19 protein-coding genes are annotated in these 19,764 nt (G+C 71.6%); 10 read left to right on the top strand and 9 right to left on the bottom strand.

Annotation, left to right across the window (positions count from 1 at the left end; genetic code table 11):
* Positions 1–123 precede the first annotated feature (123 nt).
* From gap to OG455_RS12115, 5 genes are all read left to right on the top strand, one after another.
* Positions 124–1,128 carry a type I glyceraldehyde-3-phosphate dehydrogenase gene (gene gap / locus OG455_RS12135; RefSeq protein ID WP_266292952.1) on the top strand — a complete coding sequence of 335 codons (1,005 nt, stop codon included), beginning with the start codon at positions 124–126 and terminating at the stop codon, positions 1,126–1,128.
* 162 nt (positions 1,129–1,290) lie between these two features.
* Complete coding sequence (pgk, locus tag OG455_RS12130; RefSeq protein ID WP_266292950.1) at positions 1,291–2,511, top strand: phosphoglycerate kinase; 1,221 nt, start codon at positions 1,291–1,293, stop codon at positions 2,509–2,511.
* Between the two features lie 4 nt (positions 2,512–2,515).
* Positions 2,516–3,301, top strand: coding sequence for a triose-phosphate isomerase (gene tpiA, locus OG455_RS12125; protein ID WP_266292948.1), 786 nt, complete (start codon positions 2,516–2,518; stop codon positions 3,299–3,301).
* Positions 3,302–3,391: 90 nt separating this feature from the next.
* Positions 3,392–3,628 carry a preprotein translocase subunit SecG gene (secG, locus tag OG455_RS12120; RefSeq protein WP_266300741.1) on the top strand — a complete coding sequence of 79 codons (237 nt, stop codon included), beginning with the start codon at positions 3,392–3,394 and terminating at the stop codon, positions 3,626–3,628.
* A 142-nt stretch (positions 3,629–3,770) separates the two neighbouring features.
* Positions 3,771–4,106 carry an RNA polymerase-binding protein RbpA gene (locus OG455_RS12115; RefSeq protein WP_184938344.1) on the top strand — a complete coding sequence of 112 codons (336 nt, stop codon included), beginning with the start codon at positions 3,771–3,773 and terminating at the stop codon, positions 4,104–4,106.
* A gap of 146 nt (positions 4,107–4,252) precedes the next feature.
* Here OG455_RS12115 and OG455_RS12110 read toward each other — a convergent pair whose 3' ends face one another.
* The 4 genes from OG455_RS12110 to OG455_RS12095 form a co-directional block, all read right to left on the bottom strand.
* Positions 4,253–5,311 (bottom strand): alpha/beta fold hydrolase, encoded by a 1,059-nt coding sequence (locus tag OG455_RS12110; protein ID WP_266292945.1) that lies wholly within the window; start codon positions 5,309–5,311, stop codon positions 4,253–4,255.
* A gap of 101 nt (positions 5,312–5,412) precedes the next feature.
* Positions 5,413–5,955, bottom strand: coding sequence for a hypothetical protein (locus OG455_RS12105; RefSeq protein ID WP_266292943.1), 543 nt, complete (start codon positions 5,953–5,955; stop codon positions 5,413–5,415).
* Between the two features lie 73 nt (positions 5,956–6,028).
* Positions 6,029–6,715 carry a response regulator transcription factor gene (locus OG455_RS12100; protein ID WP_266292941.1) on the bottom strand — a complete coding sequence of 229 codons (687 nt, stop codon included), beginning with the start codon at positions 6,713–6,715 and terminating at the stop codon, positions 6,029–6,031.
* The gene (locus OG455_RS12095) at positions 6,712–8,016 is read right to left on the bottom strand and encodes a sensor histidine kinase (RefSeq protein ID WP_266292939.1); all 1,305 of its coding nucleotides are present in this window, start codon (positions 8,014–8,016) and stop codon (positions 6,712–6,714) included. The genes OG455_RS12100 and OG455_RS12095 overlap by 4 nt, the downstream gene beginning before the upstream one ends.
* 313 nt (positions 8,017–8,329) lie before the next feature.
* Here OG455_RS12095 and OG455_RS12090 point away from each other — a divergent pair, with 313 nt between their 5' ends.
* The 3 genes from OG455_RS12090 to OG455_RS12080 are packed head-to-tail and all read left to right on the top strand — an operon-like array spanning position 8,330 to position 10,715.
* Positions 8,330–8,710, top strand: a complete 381-nt coding sequence (locus OG455_RS12090) for a GntR family transcriptional regulator (protein ID WP_266292937.1) — start codon at positions 8,330–8,332, stop codon at positions 8,708–8,710.
* Positions 8,711–8,736: 26 nt separating this feature from the next.
* Positions 8,737–9,645 (top strand): ATP-binding cassette domain-containing protein, encoded by a 909-nt coding sequence (locus OG455_RS12085; protein ID WP_266292935.1) that lies wholly within the window; start codon positions 8,737–8,739, stop codon positions 9,643–9,645.
* A complete protein-coding gene (locus OG455_RS12080) occupies positions 9,642–10,715 on the top strand; it encodes an ABC transporter permease subunit (RefSeq protein ID WP_266292933.1) in 1,074 nt (357 codons plus the stop codon). Before OG455_RS12085 ends, OG455_RS12080 begins: the two co-directional genes overlap by 4 nt.
* 113 nt (positions 10,716–10,828) lie before the next feature.
* Here the strand turns inward: OG455_RS12080 and pgl are convergent, their stop codons facing one another.
* The 5 genes from pgl to tkt form a co-directional block, all read right to left on the bottom strand.
* Positions 10,829–11,614 (bottom strand): 6-phosphogluconolactonase, encoded by a 786-nt coding sequence (gene pgl, locus OG455_RS12075; protein WP_266292931.1) that lies wholly within the window; start codon positions 11,612–11,614, stop codon positions 10,829–10,831.
* Positions 11,611–12,837, bottom strand: a complete 1,227-nt coding sequence (opcA, locus tag OG455_RS12070; RefSeq protein ID WP_266292929.1) for a glucose-6-phosphate dehydrogenase assembly protein OpcA — start codon at positions 12,835–12,837, stop codon at positions 11,611–11,613. The genes pgl and opcA overlap by 4 nt, the downstream gene beginning before the upstream one ends.
* Positions 12,834–14,363: a glucose-6-phosphate dehydrogenase gene (gene zwf, locus OG455_RS12065; protein WP_266300740.1), complete on the bottom strand. Its 1,530-nt coding sequence runs from the start codon at positions 14,361–14,363 to the stop codon at positions 12,834–12,836. The genes opcA and zwf overlap by 4 nt, the downstream gene beginning before the upstream one ends.
* A 92-nt stretch (positions 14,364–14,455) precedes the next feature.
* A complete protein-coding gene (tal, locus tag OG455_RS12060) occupies positions 14,456–15,601 on the bottom strand; it encodes a transaldolase (RefSeq protein ID WP_266292927.1) in 1,146 nt (381 codons plus the stop codon).
* A 118-nt stretch (positions 15,602–15,719) separates the two neighbouring features.
* Positions 15,720–17,816 carry a transketolase gene (tkt, locus tag OG455_RS12055; protein ID WP_266292925.1) on the bottom strand — a complete coding sequence of 699 codons (2,097 nt, stop codon included), beginning with the start codon at positions 17,814–17,816 and terminating at the stop codon, positions 15,720–15,722.
* 405 nt (positions 17,817–18,221) lie between these two features.
* On the opposite strand from tkt, the gene OG455_RS12050 reads away from it, so the two are divergent.
* Entirely contained in the window at positions 18,222–19,169 is a 948-nt protein-coding gene (locus OG455_RS12050; RefSeq protein ID WP_266292923.1) for a heme o synthase, read from the top strand.
* A gap of 186 nt (positions 19,170–19,355) precedes the next feature.
* Positions 19,356–19,694 carry a hypothetical protein gene (locus OG455_RS12045; RefSeq protein WP_266292922.1) on the top strand — a complete coding sequence of 113 codons (339 nt, stop codon included), beginning with the start codon at positions 19,356–19,358 and terminating at the stop codon, positions 19,692–19,694.
* Positions 19,695–19,764: the final 70 nt, after the last annotated feature.

Raw genomic sequence — 19,764 nt, 5'->3', positions numbered from 1 at the left:
GGGGCTTGACGACGGGCTGATGTGTCCGGGCAACCCGGCGGGAGGTAGGGTCTGGGGTGGTCGGGGACATCCCAATTTCCACCCCGTCGGCATAGCCCGGCGCACCTCAGAGGAGATCGGTTCGTGACGATCCGGGTAGGCATCAACGGATTCGGCCGCATTGGCCGCAACTTCTTCCGCGCGGTCAAGTCCCAGGGCGCGGACATCGAGATTGTCGGCGTCAACGACCTGACCGACACCAAGACCCTGGCTCACCTGCTCAAGTACGACTCGATCCTGGGCACCCTGCAGGCCGAGGTCAGCCACACCGAGGACAGCATCACGGTCGACGGCCACACCTTCAAGGTGATCGCCGAGCGCGACCCGGCCAACCTCCCCTGGGGCGAGCTGGGCGTGGACATCGTGATCGAGTCCACCGGCATCTTCACCAAGGCCGACCAGGCGAAGAAGCACGTCGCCGCCGGTGCCAAGAAGGTCATCATCTCGGCGCCCGCCACCGACGAGGACGTCACCATCGTGATGGGCGTCAACGACGAGAAGTACGACGCGGCGAACCACACCGTGATCTCCAACGCCTCCTGCACCACCAACTGCGTGGCGCCGCTGGCGAAGGTGCTGAACGAGAACTTCGGCATCGTCAAGGGTCTGATGACCACGGTGCACGCCTACACCAACGACCAGGTCACGCTGGACTTCCCGCACAAGGACCTGCGTCGCGCCCGTGCCGCCGCGCTGAACATCATCCCGACCTCCACCGGTGCCGCCAAGGCCACCGCGCTGGTGCTGCCGGAGCTCAAGGGCAAGCTGGACGGCACCTCGCTGCGCGTCCCGGTCCCGACCGGCTCGATCACCGACCTGGTCGTCACCCTGGAGCGCGAGGTCACCGTCGAGGAGGTCAACGCGGCCTTCCAGAAGGCTTCCGAGGGCTCCCTCAAGGGCATCCTGCAGTACACCGAGGACCCGATCGTCTCCTCCGACATCGTGAACTCGCCGTTCTCCACGATCTTCGACTCGCTGATGACCATGGTCCAGGGCAACCAGGTCAAGGTCTTCGGCTGGTACGACAACGAGTGGGGCTACTCGAACCGCCTGGTCAACCTGACCTCCCTCGTCGGTGGCCAGCTCTGATCCAGCGGGAGCTGACGTGATGTGAGGGCCAGGGCCCGGACGGCGCACCAACCGCCTCCGGGCCCTGTCCCTGCCCACACCCTCACCTTCCCCGGCGGCCCGGCGCTGTGCCGCCCCCAGCGCCCCCTTTCCTGTGGCCCTCCCCTCTGGAGACCGAAGACCGTGAAGACCATCGACGACCTCGATGTGGCCGGCCGGCGGGTATTCGTCCGCGCCGACCTCAACGTGCCGCTCTCGGGCGCCACCCCCGATTCGATCCGCATCACCGACGACGGCCGGATCCGCGCCGTCGCCCCGACGATCGCCACGCTGCTGGAGCGCGGCGCCAAGGTGATCGTCGCCTCCCACCTCGGCCGTCCCAAGGGCGAGCCGGAGGACCGGTTCTCGCTCGCTCCGGTCGCCGTGCGGCTGGGCGAGATCCTCGGCAAGCCGGTCGCCTTCGCGACCGACACCGTGGGTGACAGCGCGAAGGCCACCGTTGCCGCCCTCGGCGACGGCGAGGTCACGCTGCTGGAGAACCTGCGCTTCAACGCCGGCGAGACCAGCAAGGACGAGGCCGAGCGCGGCGCCTTCGCCGATCAGCTCGCCGAACTCGCCGACCTGTACGTCGGCGACGGCTTCGGCGCGGTGCACCGCAAGCACGCCTCGGTCTACGACCTGCCGGCCAGGCTGCCGCACGCCGCCGGGCTCCTGATCGGCAAGGAGCTGGACGTCCTCACGAAGCTCACCGACGAGGTGGCCCGCCCGTACGTGGTGATCCTCGGCGGCGCCAAGGTCTCCGACAAGCTCGGCGTGATCGACAACCTGCTGGGCAAGGCCGACCGGATCCTGGTCGGCGGCGGCATGGCGTACACCTTCCTCAAGGCCCAGGGCCACGAGGTGGGCATCTCGCTGCTGCAGGAGGACCAGATCCCCACGGTCCTGGAGTACCTGGAGCGGGCCAAGGCCAACGGCGTGGAGTTCGTGCTGCCGGTGGACATCGCGATCTCCGCGACGTTCCCCGACACCAAGACCCACAAGCCTGTCGAGGACTTCGAGGTGGTCGACGCCGACAAGATCCCGGCCGACAAGGAGGGCCTGGACATCGGCCCGAAGTCGCGGGCGCTGTTCGCCGAGAAGGTGGCCGACGCGGCCACCGTCTTCTGGAACGGCCCGCTGGGCGTCTTCGAGCACCCGGCCTTCGCCGAGGGCTGCAACGCGATCGCCCAGGCCCTGATCGACAGTGACGCGTTCACCGTGGTCGGCGGCGGCGACTCGGCCGCGGCCGTGCGCCTCGGCGGGTTCGACGAGAACGAGTTCGGGCACATCTCCACCGGCGGTGGGGCGAGCCTCGAGTACCTGGAGGGCAAGATCCTCCCCGGTATCGCCGCCCTGGAAGGCTGAACGAATGACTGAGCGTCTCCCGCTGATGGCGGGCAACTGGAAGATGAACCTCAACCACCTTGAGGCCATCCAGCACACCCAGAAGCTGGCCTTCGCGCTGGCCGACAAGGACTTCGAGGCCGTCGAGGTCGCCGTCCTGGTCCCGTTCACCGATCTGCGCTCGGTGCAGACCCTGGTGGACGGCGACAAGCTGAAGATCAAGTACGGCTCGCAGGACGTCTCGGCGCACGACTCCGGTGCCTACACCGGTGAGGTCTCCGCCCCGATGCTGGCCAAGCTGAAGTGCGCATACGCGGTGATCGGCCACTCCGAGCGCCGGCAGTACCACGGCGAGAACGAGGAGATCGTCGCCGCCAAGGTGAAGGCCGCCTACCGCCACGGGATCACCCCGATCCTCTGCGTCGGCGAGCCGCTGGAGGTCCGCAAGGCCGGCACGCACGTCGCGCACACGCTGGCCCAGCTGGCGGGCGCGCTGGAGGGGCTGCCGGCCGTGCAGGCCGAGAGCATCGTCGTCGCCTACGAGCCGGTCTGGGCGATCGGCACCGGCGAGGTGGCCACCCCCGAGGACGCGCAGGAGGTCTGCGCGGCGATCCGGGCCGAGCTGGCCGAGCTCTACGACGCCGAGCTGGCCGGCAAGGTGCGCGTCCTCTACGGCGGTTCGGTGAAGTCCTCCAGTGCGGCGGGCCTGATGGCCAAGCCGGACGTGGACGGCGCACTGATCGGCGGTGCCTCGCTGGACGCCGACGAGTTCGTCAAGATCGTGCGTTACCGCGACCAGGCAGTAGGCTAACGCCCGCGCAGCAACGTAGTCTTTGGGCCGGACCACCTTCACCGGGGGTCCGGCCCTTCGCCCATGTATGAAAGAGACGGTCCCGCCGTGCTGGTGCTCAGCTTCTCGTGTGCCCTGATCCTCTTCAGCTTGCTGATGATCGTCCTGGTGCTGCTGCACAAGGGGAAGGGTGGCGGCCTCTCCGACATGTTCGGCGGTGGCTCGATGTCGGCGGGCGGCGGTTCGGCGGTCGCCGAGCGCAACCTGGACCGGATCACCATCATCGTCGGGCTCTGCTGGTTCGCCTGCATCGTCGTACTGGGTCTGCTGATCAAGGTCAAGAGCTGATCAGGTCTCAGTTCTGCGGGCGGTGCGGACAGATCCTTATCAGCTCCGTACACTAGGACAACTTGCCACCGTCCGCAGCGGGCGGAAGGTCGGCAGAGCCTGGGCAGACCCAGGCGGTTAAGGGCACGCAGGGAGTCAGACCGTGGCAAGTGGCAACGCCATCCGTGGCAGCAGGGTCGGGGCAGGCCCGATGGGTGAGGCGGAGCGCGGCGAGTCCGCCCCGCGCAATCGGATCTCCTTCTGGTGCGCCAACAAGCACGAGACGCGCCCCAGCTTCGCCGCCGAGGCCGTCATCCCGGACACCTGGGACTGCCCGCGCTGCGGGTTCCCGGCCGGTCAGGACGAGGACAACCCGCCGGCGCCGTCGCGCAACGAGCCGTACAAGACGCACCTGGCCTATGTGCGCGAGCGGCGCACCGACGCGGACGGCGAGGCGATCCTGGCGGAGGCGCTGGCCAAGCTGCGCGGCGAGATCTGAGCTGACACCACCGAGGCGCGGCCGGCGGACCTGAGGGTCCGTCAGCCGCGCTTTCGCGTTCGCCCACCCCGTTCGCGGGATCTTTGCGGCGCCCTCCACTCCGTGAGTTCCTCGCGTCTCCGGCCGTCGCCGTCCGAAGTGGTCTGCTATTCGACGCCTGACGCCTCGGTGAACCGGGTCACCAGGGAGACGAACCGGCCGGAGTCCTGGACGAGCATCGCGTGGCCGGCGTCAGGGAACATGACCAGCTCGGCGTGCTCGGCCCGCTGAGTGATGATGCTCGCGTTTCCGGGCGGGGTGATCTCGTCGAGGGAGCCGTTGGTGATCAGCATCGGGATGGTGCTGTCGGGCAGCTTGTCCCAGGTGCCCTCGAAGGACTCGTACGCCTGTCCGGCCTGGTATTGACGCAGCAGCGTCTCGTCGCCGACCTTCTCCGGCGGGATCAGACCGAGCTGCTCGACGTACGCGGTCCGCGCGGCGGTGGCGTCGGCGGGGAAGAGCAGGTCCAGCATCTGCGGACCCGTGGTCTTGGGGCTGTTGAGCTCCTCGGCCACGGCGGACGGCGTGTTGATGGCCTGGCTGCCGCCGAGGTCGCCACCGGTGCTCACGAGCGCGCTGATCGCACCCGGGTGGAGCGCGGCGACGGTCAGGCCGATCTCGCCGCCCATCGACCAGCCGAGCAGCGTGGGGTGCCGCAGACCCAGCGCCTTGACCAGACCGACGGTGTCGTCCGCCATGAGCGGAATGCTGTCGGGGACCGAGGTGTCGTCGGTCGTGTAGCCGACGCCGCGGTTGTCGAAGATCGTGACGTGGTAGTGCCGGCCGAGCCGGCCCAGCAGGTCGACCGTCCAGTCGCTCATGGTGCCGGTGTCGCCCATGACCATGATGAGGTCGGGGCCGGAGCCGAACTGGCGGTAGCCGATCCTGATGCCGTCGACCGGGATCTGGCGCACCGGCCCGAGGAACGCGCCCGGCCCGCTCAGGGCGGAGTTCGGGACGATGGTCGACGACGCCGTGGTAGCGGCCGTTGCCGTGGCCCGCGTGCTCGGCTCGCTGGTCGACGCGCTGCTTGACGCGCTGCTCGACGCGCTGGTCGCGTGCCCGCCGCCGGGCGAACAGGCGACCGCTCCGAGGGTCACCACGGCCACGGCCACGGCCAGCCGGGGCAGGGTGAGGGCGCGCGGCGTCCGGTGCGATGCGGACATGAGGGACCTCCGTGCCAATCATGTGCGGGTGGGGTGTTGAGCGGGATGGGCTGTGGGTTCGGTGCGCGGGTCGAGTGTCGCGCCGCGGGCTGTCTCGCGGCTCAGACGTAGGCGCCCGGGCGGTGGGCCGGCTTGTGCGCGTTGCGGCCGACCCGTGCCTGCAGCAGCTGACCGCGGATGACGATCGTGCCCAGGCGGACGACGACCTCGCCGACCGCCATCAGGAGCAGGGCGACGACCCAGGCCTGGCCGCTGGTGATGTCGTGCGCGGCGGAGAAGCTGGTCAGGTGCGCGGCGCCGGAGGAATGCGTGGACCACACCGCGAAGCCGAGACGGAAACCCATGCTGATGATCCAGAGTGCGGCCGCGCCGCGGGAGGCCTTGATCAGCACGTGCCCGCCGGTGTGCCGGACGCGGGTGAGCAGACCGCCGGCGAGGCCGAAGCCGACCCCGGTGGCCGCGAAGATCACGGCCAGCAGCACGTCGTTGCCGGCGGTCGGGATGGCGGTCAGGTAGTTGCCGGCGGCCCAGGCGATCATGCCGAGCGGCAGCAGGATGGTGCGGGTGGTCAGCCGCTCCTCGCGCAACTGGCGAAGAACGATGAGCAGGAGCGCGATGTCGATGAACCAGTCGGTCGTTGTCATGTGTACGAGCATCCGCCGACGCGCCCCGAACTCCTTCAACCCAGGGGTGCAACCCGGGTTGAGGTCCGCGCCGCTAGCGCTCGGTGTTGTCGACCAGGCCGAAGCGCCAGGCCCAGGCGATCAGCGCGCCGCGATCGTCCAGCGCCAGCTTGGCCAGGACGTGGTTGAGGTGCGTTTTCACCGTCGCCTGACTGACGACCATCTCGCGCGCCACCTGCCGGTTGTTCAGCCCCTGCGCCAGGAGCCGGACGACGTCGACCTCCCGCCTGGTCAGCCCCTCGGCCTCGGGGGGAAGCGTCGCCGGCGAGGACGCGGGCGCGGCGGCGGTCGCCTTGGGCTCCGTCACGACGAGCTGCACGAGCCGCCGCTGCACGGCCGGGTCGAGGACGGTCCGACCGGCCGCCACGTCCCGGACCGCGGCCAGCACCGCCTCGCCGGTCGCGTCCTTGGTCAGGTAGCCGAGTGCGCCCGCCCGCAGCGCGGGCATCACCGCGTCGTCGTCGGCGAACGTCGTCAGGATCAGCACCCGGGTCTCGATGCCCGCTGCCAGGACCTCGGCCGTCACCTGCGCGCCGTCGAGCCCGGGCATCCGCAGGTCGACGAGGGCGACGTCGGGCCGCTGCGCCAGGGTGAGCCGCACCGCCTCGTTCCCGTCGCCGGCCTGCCCGACCACCTCGATGTCCTCCGTCGAGGTCAGCAGCAGCACCACCCCGTCACGCACCACCGCCTGGTCGTCCGCGACCAGCACCCGAATCGTCACGCGTCTGCCGTCCCGTCTGCCGTAATGCTGTCAGCGTTGGTGCCGGCGTTGGTGCCGGCCGCGTCAGTGCCGCCTGCGACAGCGCCGCCCGCCGCGGCGGCATCCCCGGAAGCGGTGTCCGCCTCGGCGCCGGCGTCCTGCACGACCGGCACACGGAGCGTGATCCGCCAGCCCGGTCCCTCGGGCGCGGGTCCGGCGGTCAACGAGCCGCCGACGGCCTCGATCCGCTCGGCCATGCCGCGCAGCCCCGTGCCGCTGCCCTGGACTCCCGACGGGCGGCGACCGGCCGGCAGCCCACGGTCCCGCACGACAGCGCGCAGCTCGGAGCCCTCCCATGCCAGGACCACGTCGATGGCACTACCGGTGGCGTACCGCGCCGCGTTCGTCATGCCCTCCTGCACCGCCCGGTACACCGCGTGCCCGGCCCCGGGTGTGAGCCGACCGGCCCGGCCGCTGACGCGCAGCCGCGCCTCACCCGGAAAACCCCTGGTCAGGCCGTCGATATCGGCCACGCCCCGGAGCGGTACGGACCGCAGCGCACTCACCGCCGCGCGGGCCTCCTGCACCCCGTCGCGCGCGAGTTCGGCGGCGCGGTCCAGCGGCTCGGTCAGCGCAGCCGGAGCACCGTCACGCCGCGCGATCGCCCTGACCGCCTGCAGCTGCATGGACAGTCCGGCGAGGCTGTGCGCGAGCACGTCGTGCATCTCGTGGGCGATCCGCCTCCGCTCCTCAAGGGCCGCCGCCTCCTGCCGGGACGCGCGGGACGCCTCCACTTCGGCCAGCAGCGCGACCGCGCGGTCCCGCTCGGCCTGGAGCGCGGCGTGCTCGATCGAACGGTCGGCGAGCAGCCACACGCCGACGGCCGACAGCAGGCCGGCCACGCTGTCGAAGACCACCATGACCGCGACGCCGAAGACCACCGCCAGCAGCGCGACGCAGGCGTTGCGCACCGGCCCGGCCGGGACGCACATCGGCAGCACGGCGGCGCCGGCCAGTACGGGAACCTCGCCGAGCCCGTCGGGCACGAGAGCCATGATGGCGAAGCCGGTCCCGATGGTCAGCGCGACGCCGAACCAGGTCAGCGGCGTCGGCAGGGCCCGGCCACTGAGCACCATGCCCAGCTCCGCGCAGAGCCCGAGCACGGCGACGACGACCTTCAGCGCCGCCCCGTCGGCCGCGATCACCGAGACCACCACGCAGGCGATCAGCGCGCCCGCGCCGATCACGTCACCACGCTCGAAGATCCGGCGGCGGGCGGGATCGGCCGCGGACCGGATCACGTCGGGCCACATACCCACCATTCCCGCACTCCGTTCGCCATCGGTCGGCTCCCGCCGTCCACGCACTGCGAGTCTCACACGTGACCACGGCTCCGTTGAGCACGACCGGCGCGGTGCGCTCACGGCCGGCGGCGCACGGCGGCGAGCATATACGTGGCATCGGCACGTGCCTTGCCGCGCTCGGTGACCAGCCCGGCCTGGAACGCTTCCGGGAACAACCGCCGCGTTCAAGTGACAGGTGTCGCGTTCCCGCGCAGTCGTCAGCCGGCTTGACGGTAGGGCCCCCTTGCACCACCATTCCACTAAGACATTAGTGGAATGGTGGTGCAAGCCCGTGGAGTACCGCATCGACCGGAACAGCGGTGTGGCCACCTATCTGCAGATCGTGCAGCAGACCAAGCACGCGCTGCGGCTGGGCCTGCTGGAGCCGGGCGACAAGCTGCCGACCGCCAGGGAAGTGGTGGCGGCCACCGCGATCAATCCGAACACCGTGCTGAAGGCCTACCGCGAACTGGAGCGGGAGGGGCTGGTGGCGCCACGCCCCGGCCTCGGCACCTTCGTGCTCCGCTCGCTGGCCCGCGAGGAGGCGGGGGCCGAGTCCCCGCTGCACGCCGAGCTGGCCGACTGGGCGGCTCGCGCACACCGCGCGGGCCTGGAGCGGGACGACGTGGCGGCGCTGGTCGCCTCCGTCGTGGAGCGCGAGTTCGGCGCGTAGGACCGAGCAGAATCCGAGGGGAAGCAATGACCGAGCAACACCCCGCTGTGGCCGCCTACGGCCTCGGCAAGCGGTACCGGCGCGGCTGGGCGCTGCGCGACTGCGGCTTCCGGCTGCCGGCGGGGCGGATCTGCGCCCTGGTCGGCCCGAACGGCGCCGGCAAGAGCACCCTGCTGGCACTGACCGCCGGACTGCTCAGCGGCACCGAGGGGCGGATCGAGGTGGCCGGACGGGTGCCTCGGCCCGGCGGCAGCCCCGGCACCGCCTTCGTCGCCCAGGAGAAGCCGCTCTACCCCGGCTTCACGGTGGCCGAGCTGCTGCGGCTGGGCCGCGAGCTCAACCCGGGCTGGGACGAGGAGCGGGCCCAGGTGGCCCTGGCGGACGGCGGCTTCCCGGCGAGCGCCAAGGTCGGCTCGCTCTCCGGCGGCCAGCGCACCCGGGTGGCGCTCGCGCTGGCCCTGGGCAAGCGGCCGGAGCTGCTGATCCTCGACGAGCCGATGGCCGATCTCGATCCGCTGGCCCGGCACCAGCTGATGGGCCTGCTGCTGGCCGAGGCGGCAGACCGCGGGATGACCGTGCTGATGTCCTCGCACGTGATCGCCGAGCTGCGCGAGGTCTGCGACTACCTGCTGCTGCTGGCCGGTGGTCGGGTCCGGCTGGCGGGCGACACCGACGAACTGCTGGCCGCGCACCGGCTGGTGATCGGCCCGCGGAGCGCGGCCGAATCGCTGGCGGGCCACCAGCTGGTGGAGTCCCGTGGCGGTGGCCGCCAGCTGACCGCGCTGGTGCGCCCCCAGGGCCCGCTGGACGAGCGCTGGGACGCGAGCGAACCCACCCTGGAGGAGCTGCTGTTGGCCCATCTGCGGGCTCCCGAGGTGCCGCCCCTGCTGACCGCCGAGGCGCGCGTGCCCGAGACCGGGGCGGTGGCCGCATGAGCGCCGCCGACCTGAGCGCCGCCGACCTGAACAGCGCCGACCCGAACAGCGCCGACCTGAGCAGCGCCGACCCGAGCGTGGGCACCCGTCCCGTCGCGCCCGCCCGGGCGGCCCGGCTGCGGCCGCGCGGCCTGGCCTGGCTGATGTGGCGTCAGAACCGGCTGCTGCTGCGCGTCTGGCTGGTCCTGCTGCTGGCGGCGGTGGTCGCCGCCCCGTTCCTGCGGGCCGGGATGGTCTCCTTCATCAGCGGCCACCACATCGCGGGCTGCGCCGAGATCAGCATGGACCCGGCCTGCCAGAACCCGAGCACCCAGCAGGCGGTGTCGGACTTCCGCGGTACCTACGGCACCTTCCTCAAGGGGCTGGGCGCCCTGCTGCTGCTCGTGCTGCCCGCCGGGTTCGGGGCCGGGCTCGGCGCGCCGCTGCTGGCCCAGGAGTTGGAGACCGGGACCTGGAAGCTGGCGCTGGCGCAGTCGGTCGGCCGGGACCGCTGGGTGGCGGCCAAGCTGCTCACGGCCGCTCTGATCGGCTCGCTGGGCGCGGCCGTGCCGGCGCTGCTGCTGCACTGGCTCTGGCAGCCCTCGGCCAACGACGTCTCCGGAATCGGCTGGTACAGCCTGGAGTTCTTCGGCTCGGGCGGCCCGGTGCTGGTGGCCACCGTGCTGCTGGCGATCGCGGTGGGTGCGCTGGCCGGGGTGGTGCTGCGCCGGGTGCTGCCCGCGATGGCGGTCACCCTCGGTCTGGTCTGGCTGGCCCAGTGGGCGCTGGCCGTGGTGCGTCCGCACCTGTGGGCCTGGAACACCGAGGTCGTCGACCCCTCCTCGCTGCCCAACAGCGTCTGGGGCTTCGGGCAGGGCTACCTGACCCCGGACGGCCACCGGCTGCCCTCCGACCACTGCTCCGCCGCGGTGGACTACCAGAGCTGCTCGGCGAACCTCAGAGGGGTCACCGACCTGCACCACGCGGCGGACTACTGGCCGCTGCAGCTGGTCGAGTCCGGCATCTGCCTGGCGGTGGCGGCGGCGCTGACCGCGCTGACCGTGCGCTGGGCGCGGCGCCGGTTCGGCTGAGCGCGGAGGTCCGCACGGAGGTCCGCACGGAGGTCCGCACGGCGGGTCACGACGCACGACGAAGGGGCGGTGCGCTCTCACCGAGCGCACCGCCCCTCATCGTTGACGTGCCGTCAGGCCGAGGACGGCGGATAGAGCTGCGGCGGGATCTTGGCCGCCGCCGCCCGGTCGAGCAGCCAGAGCGTGCGGCTGGTGCCGTACGCGCCGCCGGCCGGGGCCTGGATCTCCCCGGGACCGGACAGGGCCAGCGCCACGGCCTCCGCCTTGTCCTCGCCGGCCGCCAGCAGCCAGACCTCGCGGGCCGCCCGGATGGCCGGGAGGGTCAGCGAGATCCGGGTGGGCGGCGGCTTCGGCGCCCCGCGCACCCCGACAACCGTGCGGGCGCTCTCGCGCACGCCCGGGTGCCCGGGGAAGAGCGAGGCGACGTGGGTGTCCGGGCCGACGCCGAGCAGCAGCACGTCGAAGGCGGGCACCAGGCCGCGGTCCTGCGGACCCGCGGCCTTGGCCAGCTCCTCGGCGTACCGCTCGGCGGCGGCCTCCACGTCGGCACCGTCCACGCCGTCCGAGGCGGGCATGTAGTGCACCCGCGCCGGGTCGAGCGGGACCCGGGCGAGCAGCTCGTCGGCTGCCTGCACCGCGTTGCGCTCCGGGTCGGCGGAGGGCACGAAGCGCTCGTCCCCCCACCACAGGTCCAGCCGGGACCAGTCCACCGCGTCCCGGGCCGGGGAGGCGGCGATCGCGGCGAGCAGCGCGTTGCCGTTGCGGCCGCCGGTGAGCACCACGGAGGCGGTGCCCCGGGCGGCCTGCGCGTCGACGATCTTGGTGATCAGACGCGCGGCGGCCGCCTGGGCCATCAGCTCCTTGTCGCGGTGCACGACCAGCTGCGGTACCGGGGTCACGCGCCGCTCCGCTTGCGGGTCGCCGCCTTCTTGGCGCCCTTCTCCGGCGCCGCCTTCTTGCCGCCCGCGGCCTTCTTCGCCGCGGGGGCCTGCTCGGCGGCCGCCTTCTTGGCGGGCGCCTTCTCGGCCGGAGCCTTGGCCGCCGGGGCCTCGGCGAGCTCGGCGAGCTCGGCCGCCTCGGCCACCGGCACCTTGGCGGTCACCCGGGGGATGGCCACCGCGGCCTCGACCACGGCCGCCGCGGTCGCCTCGGCCACCGCGGCCTCGGAGCCGATCGAGTGGGTCTGCTCGGTGCGCGGCTCGTCGAGGCGGTCCACACCGGTGCGCACGGCCGCGGCGTAGATGGTGTCCTCGTCCAGCCGGCGCAGCTCCTCGGCGATCAGCTCGGCGGTGTCCCGCCGCTTGAGCGCCACGATCCGGTCCGGCGAGCCGGGGATGGAGAGGGTGCCCATCAGCCCGTCGGGCCGGCCGAGCACGATCTCGCCCTCGGCGCCGCGCAGCCGCACCGCGGTGATGCCGGGGCCGTCGCTGACCACGCGCTCGACCGGCACCCGCAGGCGGTCGTGCAGCCACAGGCCGAGCAGCTCGACGCTGGGGTTGTACGACTCGCCCTCGACCGAGGCCGACAGGACCCGGGTGGGCCGCTGGTCCAGTGCGGCGGCCAGCATCGAGCGCCAGCCGGTGATCCGGGTCCAGGCCAGGTCGGTGTCGCCGGGGGTGTAGCTGTCGGCCCGCACGGCCAGCTGCTCGACCGGGGACTCGGCGGTCACCGCGTCGGTGATCCGGCGCTGGGCGATCGCGCCGAGCGGGTCCTGGGCCGGGTGCAGCGGGGCGTTCTCCGGCCACCAGACCACCACGGGGGCGTCCGGCAGCAGCAGCGGCAGCACCACCGACTGGGCGTGCGAGGTGAGTTCACCGTGCATCCGCAGGATGGCGGTCTCGCCCGAGCCGGCGTCCGAGCCCACCAGGATCTCGGCGTCCAGCCGGGTGCCGGCCCTGGCCCGCGGCGAGCGGCCCGCCCGCTTGATCACCGCGAGGGTGCGCGAGGGGTGCTCGCGGGAGGCGTCGTTCGCGGCCTTGAGGGCGTCGTAGGCGCTGCCCTCGTCGGTCACGATGACCAGCGTCAGGACCATGCCGGCCCCGGTGGAGCCGCTGGCCCGGCGAGCCTCCATCAGGGCGCTGTTGATCTTGCTGGATGTGGTGTCCGTCAGGTCGATCTTCATGGCCGGCGCCAGCTCCTGCCGTCTCGTGCGATCATCTCGTCCGCCTCGGTCGGCCCCCAGGTGCCGGCCGGGTACTGCGCGGGCTTGCCGTGCTGGTCCCAGTACCTCTCGATCGGGTCGAGGATCTCCCAGGAGAGTTCGACCTCCTGGTGCCGGGGGAAGAGGTTGGCGTCGCCGAGCAGCACATCCAGGATGAGCCGCTCGTACGCCTCCGGGCTGGACTCGGTGAAGGACTCGCCGTAGGCGAAGTCCATCGTGACGTCCCGGACCTCCATCGAGGTGCCCGGCACCTTGGAACCGAACCGCACCGTGACGCCCTCGTCCGGCTGCACCCGGATGACCAGGGCGTTCTGCCCCAGCTCCTCGGTGGCGTAGGAGTCGAACGGCAGGTAGGGCGCGCGCTGGAAGACCACCGCGATCTCGGTCACCCGGCGGCCCAGGCGCTTGCCGGTCCGCAGGTAGAACGGGACGCCGGCCCAGCGCCGGTTGTTGATCTCCAGCTTGATCGCGGCGTAGGTGTCGGTCTTGGACTCGGGGTCGATGCCGTCCTCGTCCAGGTAGCCGACCACCTCCTCGCCGCCCTGCCAGCCGGCCGCGTACTGCCCGCGCACCGTGTGGCGGCCCAGGTCCTTGGGCAGCTGCACGGCGCTGAGCACCTTGAGCTTCTCGGCGACCAGGGCCTTGGGGTGGAACGAGGCCGGCTCCTCGATGGCGGTGAGCGCCATCAGCTGGAGCAGGTGGTTCTGGATCACGTCACGGGCCGAGCCGATGCCGTCGTAGTACCCGGCGCGGCCGCCGATGCCGATGTCCTCGGCCATGGTGATCTGCACGTGGTCCACGTAGGAGCGGTTCCAGATCGGCTCGAACATCGTGTTGGCGAAGCGCAGCGCCAGGATGTTCTGGACCGTCTCCTTGCCCAGGTAGTGGTCGATCCGGAAGACCTCGTCCCGGGGGAAGACCTCGTGGACGACCTTGTTCAACTCCTGCGCGCTCAGCAGGTCGTGGCCGAACGGCTTCTCGATCACGGCACGGCGCCAGGAGCCGGTCGGCGGGTCGGCCAGCCCGTGCTTCTTCAGCTGCTGCACCACGTTGGGGAAGAACTTCGGCGGCACCGAGAGGTAGAAGGCGAAGTTGCCGCTGGTGCCCTGCGCCTTGTCGAGGTCCTCGATGGTCTCGCGCAGCGTCTCGAAGGCGGTGTCGTCGTCGAAGGTGCCCTGGACGAAGCGCATGCCCTTGGCCAGCTGCTGCCACACCTCCTCGCGGAAGGGGGTGCGGGCGTGCTCCTTGACGGCGTCGTGGACCTCCTTCGCGAAGTCCTCGTCCTCCCACTCACGGCGGGCGAAGCCCACCAGCGAGAAGCCCGGCGGCAGCAGGCCGCGGTTGGCCAGGTCGTAGATCGCCGGCATCAGCTTCTTGCGCGACAGGTCGCCGGTGACGCCGAAGATCACCAGACCGGACGGTCCGGCGATCCGCGGCAGCCGCCGGTCGGCCGGATCGCGTAGCGGGTTCGCTGGCTGCTGCGGAATATCCTGCGTCACCTCGGCCCCCTCCAGGTCGGGAAATGCTGGTGCATTACTCACTGCTGGGCTCCGCTTTCCGTGCGTCGTGCGGGCGGGTGTCAGTTGCTCTCGGCGGAGAAGGACGCCAGCGAGGCGGTCACCGTGTCGAGCAGCTCCTGCCAGGAGGCCTCGAACTTGCTGACGCCCTCGTCCTCCAGGACCCGCACGACGTCGTCGTAGTCCACCCCGGCCGCGGCGAGCGCGTCCAGCACGCTCTGGGCGTCGTCGTAGTTGACGGTGATGGTGTCGCCGGTGACCTGGCCGTGGTCGCCGGTGGCGTCCAGGGTGGCCTCGGGCATGGTGTTCACGGTGCCGGGCGCCACCAGCTCGGTGACGTACAGGGTGTCCGGCAGCGCCGGGTCCTTGACGCCGGTGGAGGCCCAGAGCGGGCGCTGCGGCTTGGCACCGGCCGCCTCCAGGGCCTTCCAGCGGTCGCCGGCGGGCTTCTTGCCGTCCACCGAGCCGAAGACCTCCTCGTAGGCCTGGTAGGCGAGGCGGGCGTTGGCCAGCGCGGCCTTGGAGCGCAGCTTGACGGCGTCGCCGCCGATGGCCTCCAGCCGCTTGTCGATCTCGGTGTCCACCCGGGAGACGAAGAAGGAGGCGACCGACTCGATCGAGGAGAGGGCGATGCCCTTGGCCTTGGCCTGCTCCAGACCGGTCAGGAAGGCGTCGATCACGGCCTTGTAGCGCTCCAGCGAGAAGATCAGCGTGACGTTGACGCTGATGCCCCGGCCGACCACCTCGCTGATCGCGGGCAGACCGGCCAGGGTGGCGGGGATCTTGATCAGCACGTTGGGGCGGTCCACCAGCCACCACAGCTGCTTGGCCTCGGCCACGGTGGCCGCGGTCTCGTGGGCCAGCCGCGGGTCGACCTCGATCGAGACCCGGCCGTCGCGGCCGTTGCTCGCGTCGTAGACCGGGCGCAGCACGTCGGCCGCGTCCCGCACGTCCGCCGTGGTGATCATGCGGATCGCCTCGTCGGTGGTGACCTTGCGGACCGCCAGGTCGCGCAGCTGGGCGTCGTACGAGGAGTCGCCGCTGCCCGCGATGGCCTTCTGGAAGATGGTCGGGTTGGTGGTCACACCCACGACGTGCTTGCTCTGCACCAGTTCGGCCAGGTTGCCGGTGGTCAGCCGGTTGCGGCTGAGGTCGTCCAGCCAGATCGCCACGCCTTCTTCGCTGAGGCGCTTCAGTGCGTCAGTCATGCTGCTCAGTCCTTACATCTGTATCAGTCGGTCAGGAAGCGGAAGGTCAGGAAGCGGAAGGGCCGCGCGCCCCTCGCACCGGGAGCCGGGGCGGAGTCCGGCGCGCGGCCCGGCGGGCCTAGCGGCTGACGGCTTCCAGCGAACGCAGCGACTTGTGCGCGGCGTGCGCCACGGCCTCGGCGGTGATGCCGAACTCCTGGTACAGCACCTGGTAGTCGGCCGAGGCACCGAAGTGCTCCAGGCTCACGATCCGGCCGTGGTCGCCGACCAGCTCGCGCCAGCCCTGGGCGATGCCGGCCTCCACCGAGACCCGGGCCTTGACGGTGGGCGGCAGCACCTGGTCGCGGTAGGCCTGGTCCTGCTCGTTGAACCACTCGACGGAGGGCATCGAGACCACCCGGGTCGGGATGCCCTCGGCCTCCAGCGCCTCGCGCGCCTTGACGGCCAGCTGCACCTCGGAACCGGTGCCGATCAGGATCACCTTCGGCGCGTTGTCCGAGGCCTCGGCCAGCACGTAGCCGCCCTTCGCGGTGCCCTCGGCGGAGCCGAAGACCTCGCGGTCCCAGGTCGGCACGCCCTGGCGGGTGAGCGCCAGGCCCACCGGGCCCGGGTGGCTGGAGTGGCGCTCCAGCACGGTGCGCCAGGCCACCACCGTCTCGTTGGCGTCGGCCGGGCGGACCACCGACAGGCCGGGGATGGCGCGCAGCGCGGCCAGCTGCTCGACCGGCTGGTGGGTCGGGCCGTCCTCGCCCAGGCCGATCGAGTCGTGCGTCCAGACGTAGGTGACCGGCAGCTTCATCAGCGCGGCCAGCCGGACCGCCGGGCGCATGTAGTCGGAGAAGACCAGGAAGGTCCCGCCGTAGACCCGGGTGTTGCCGTGCAGCGCGATGCCGTTCATGGTCGAGCCCATGGCGTGCTCGCGGATGCCGAAGTGGATGGTCCGGCCGTACGGGTTCGCGCCCTTGAGCGGGTTGTCCGCGGGGAGGAAGGAGGAACCCTCCTCGATCGTGGTGAGGTTGGACTCCGCGAGGTCGGCCGAGCCGCCCCACAGCTCCGGGACCACCGCGCCGAGCGCCTTGAGCGCGTCGCCGCCGGCCTTGCGGGTGGCGACGTCCTTGCCGGCCGGGAAGACCGGCAGCGCGTCCTTCCAGCCGTTGGGCAGCTCGCCGGCCTCGATCCGGTCGAACTCGGCGGCCTTGCCCGGGTGGGCGGCGCGCCACTCCCCGAAGCCCAGCTCCCACTCGGCGCGGGTGGCCTTGCCGCGCTGGATCACCTGGCGGGCGTGGCTGAGCACCTCGTCGGTCACCTCGAAGGTGCGCTCGGGGTCGAAGCCCAGCACCTTCTTGGTGGCGGCGATCTCGGCGTTGCCGAGCGCGGAGCCGTGCGCCTTGGCGGTGTTCTGCGCGTCCGGGGCGGGCCAGGCGATGATCGTGCGCATCCCGATGATCGAGGGGCGCGAGGTCTCCGCCTTGGCGGCGGCCAGCGCGGCGGCCAGCGCCTGCACGTCGATGTCGCCGTCCGCCTTGGGCGCGACCCGCTGGACGTGCCAGCCGTACGCCTCGTAGCGGGCGAGCACGTCCTCGGAGAAGGCGGTGTGGGTGTCGCCCTCGATCGAGATGTGGTTGTCGTCGTAGACCGCGACCAGGTTGCCGAGCTTCTGGTGGCCGGCCAGCGAGGAGGCCTCGGCGGAGATGCCCTCCTCCAGGTCGCCGTCGGAGACGATCGCCCAGATGGTGTGGTCGAAGGGCGAACTGCCCGGCTCGGCCTCGGGGTCGAACAGGCCGCGCTCGTAGCGGGCGGCCATCGCCATGCCCACGGCGTTGGCGATGCCCTGGCCGAGCGGACCCGTGGTGGTCTCCACACCGGCGGTGTGGCCGTGCTCGGGGTGGCCGGGCGTGCGGCTGCCGTGCACCCGGAAGGACTTGAGGTCGTCCAGCTCCAGGCCGTAGCCGGAGAGGAAGAGCTGCGTGTACAGCGTCATGCTGGTGTGGCCGGGGGACAGCACAAAGCGGTCACGGCCCACCCAGTGCGGGTCGGTCGGGTCGTGCCGCAGGAAGCGCTGGAAGATGAGGTAGGCCGCGGGGGCGAGGGCCATCGCCGTCCCCGGGTGGCCGTTCCCGACCTTCTGCACCGCGTCCATGGCCAGGACCCGGGCGGTGTCGACCGTCCGCTCATCCAGCTCGGACCACTCGATTGCGTTCGTCGGCGTGCTCACCCTTCTCAGGGCTCCTTCCGTATTGAGGTATGACCCCGTGAAGGGACCGGGTCGGCCACGTCACTGTGGGCCTGACGCATGTTCGGTAGTGCCGGTCACGGAGGGTTGATCCCGCTGCTGCGGCCGAGCCTACCGTCCGTGCCGGGGCACGCCTTCCGTACGGCGACAACCGGGAGTTTCGTGAGCCGATTCCCGTTCGTACTGAGTGCAGTGCTGCCGCCGCGGCCGCGTCTGCCCAGCACATCCGCGGGCTACTCACCCACGGGAGTGCGGCCCGGCCCCGTCAGCCGACCCCGAGGCGGATCGGGAGATATGCACCGTCTAAGGTGGCGTGGTACGCGCAGCGTGAACGGATTCACGAGCAATCGACCCGTGGACGCCTGCGAAGTTTCATCTTCAGTTGGGGTGTTCGTGACCGCCGTTGAATCCCGCCCCGCGGGGGTCCTCGGGACGACCCCCGCGCACCGGCCGCTGGGGGCCCGTGTCGGGGCCTTCGTCGCGCTGACCAAGCCTCGGATCATCGAGCTGCTCCTGATGAGCACCGTTCCGGTGATGTTCCTGGCGCAGCGCGGGGTGCCCAATCTCCTGCTGGTGCTGGAGGTCGTCATCGGGGGGTACCTCTCCGCGGGCGGCGCCAACGCACTGAACATGTACATCGACCGCGACATCGACGCGGTGATGAGCCGCACCGAGCGGCGGCCGCTGGTGACCGGCATGGTCGCACCGCGCGAGGCGCTGGTGTTCGGGATCGCTCTCGGTGCGGTCTCCACGCTCTGGCTCGGCCTCCTGGTGAACTGGCTGGCCTCGGGGCTGGCGCTGACCGGGTACCTCTTCTACGTCTTCGTGTACACGCTGGGCCTCAAGCGGCGCACCACGCAGAACATCGTCTGGGGCGGCATCGCCGGCTGCATGCCGGTGCTGGTCGGCTGGGCCGCGGTCACCGGATCGCTGACCTGGGCGCCGGTGGTGCTCTTCCTGGTGATCTTCTTCTGGACCCCGCCGCACTACTACCCGCTCTCCATGAAGGTCCGCGAGGACTACGAGAAGGCCGGCGTGCCGATGCTGCCGGTGACCGCCGGCAACGTGACGGTGGCCAGGCACATCGTGGCCTACTCCTGGATCATGGTGGCGGTCTCGCTGGCGCTGTGGCCGCTGGATCACACCAGCTGGCTCTACCCGACCGCGGCGGTGCTGCTGGGCGCGTTCTGGATCAAGGAGGCGCACGGGCTCCAGGCGCGCGCCAAGGCGGGCGTCGTGGGCGCCAAGCTCAAGGAGATGCGGCTCTTCCACTGGTCCATCACCTATCTGACGCTGCTGATGGTGGCGATCGCGGTGGACCCGTTCCTCAGGTGAGCCGCCTCCCCGGCTGATCGGCCCGCAACGGCCCCGGTGCGTCCGCGACGCGCCGGGGCCGTCCGCCGTCCCGGGGTCGTCCGGGGGGCGTCCCGGACCGTTCCGGTGTCCTCGTGGTGACGCTGTGTCCGGCGGCACACGGCGGCACCGTCGCGCGTTCCGCTACCCGTGGGTAGCATGCGGGGCATGAGCAGCGCAGAGACCCTCGCCCCCGCCGCCCCGGACGCTCGTGCCGAGCGTCGGGCCAAGCGCATCGCCAAGCACCTGACCGCCTTCACCAAGCAGCACGGCGGCAGCGCCGACGGCGTGGTGGAGTACGTGGGCCGGGTCGCCACCCGGATCGTGCTGGTCGGCCAGGACGGCGCCTGGGGCGATCAGGTGGCGCCGAGCTACGCGGTGGGCCTCCGGGCGGCCGAGCTGGCCGGGGTCACGCTGCACGACTCCTTCGAGGGCGAGCTCGCCCTGAAGGTGCGGACCGGCCCGTACGAGTGGAAGCGGATGGCGGGTATTCAGCTCGGCGGCTGACCCGCGTCCGGTACAGCCGGTACGACAAGGCCCTGACTCCCCGGTGCGGTGGGAGTCAGGGCCTTGGCAC

This window comes from Kitasatospora sp. NBC_01287 (assembly GCF_026340565.1).
In the GTDB taxonomy this organism is placed as follows: Bacteria; Actinomycetota; Actinomycetes; order Streptomycetales; family Streptomycetaceae; genus Kitasatospora.
This window is presented reverse-complemented; position numbering and strand designations above follow the sequence as displayed.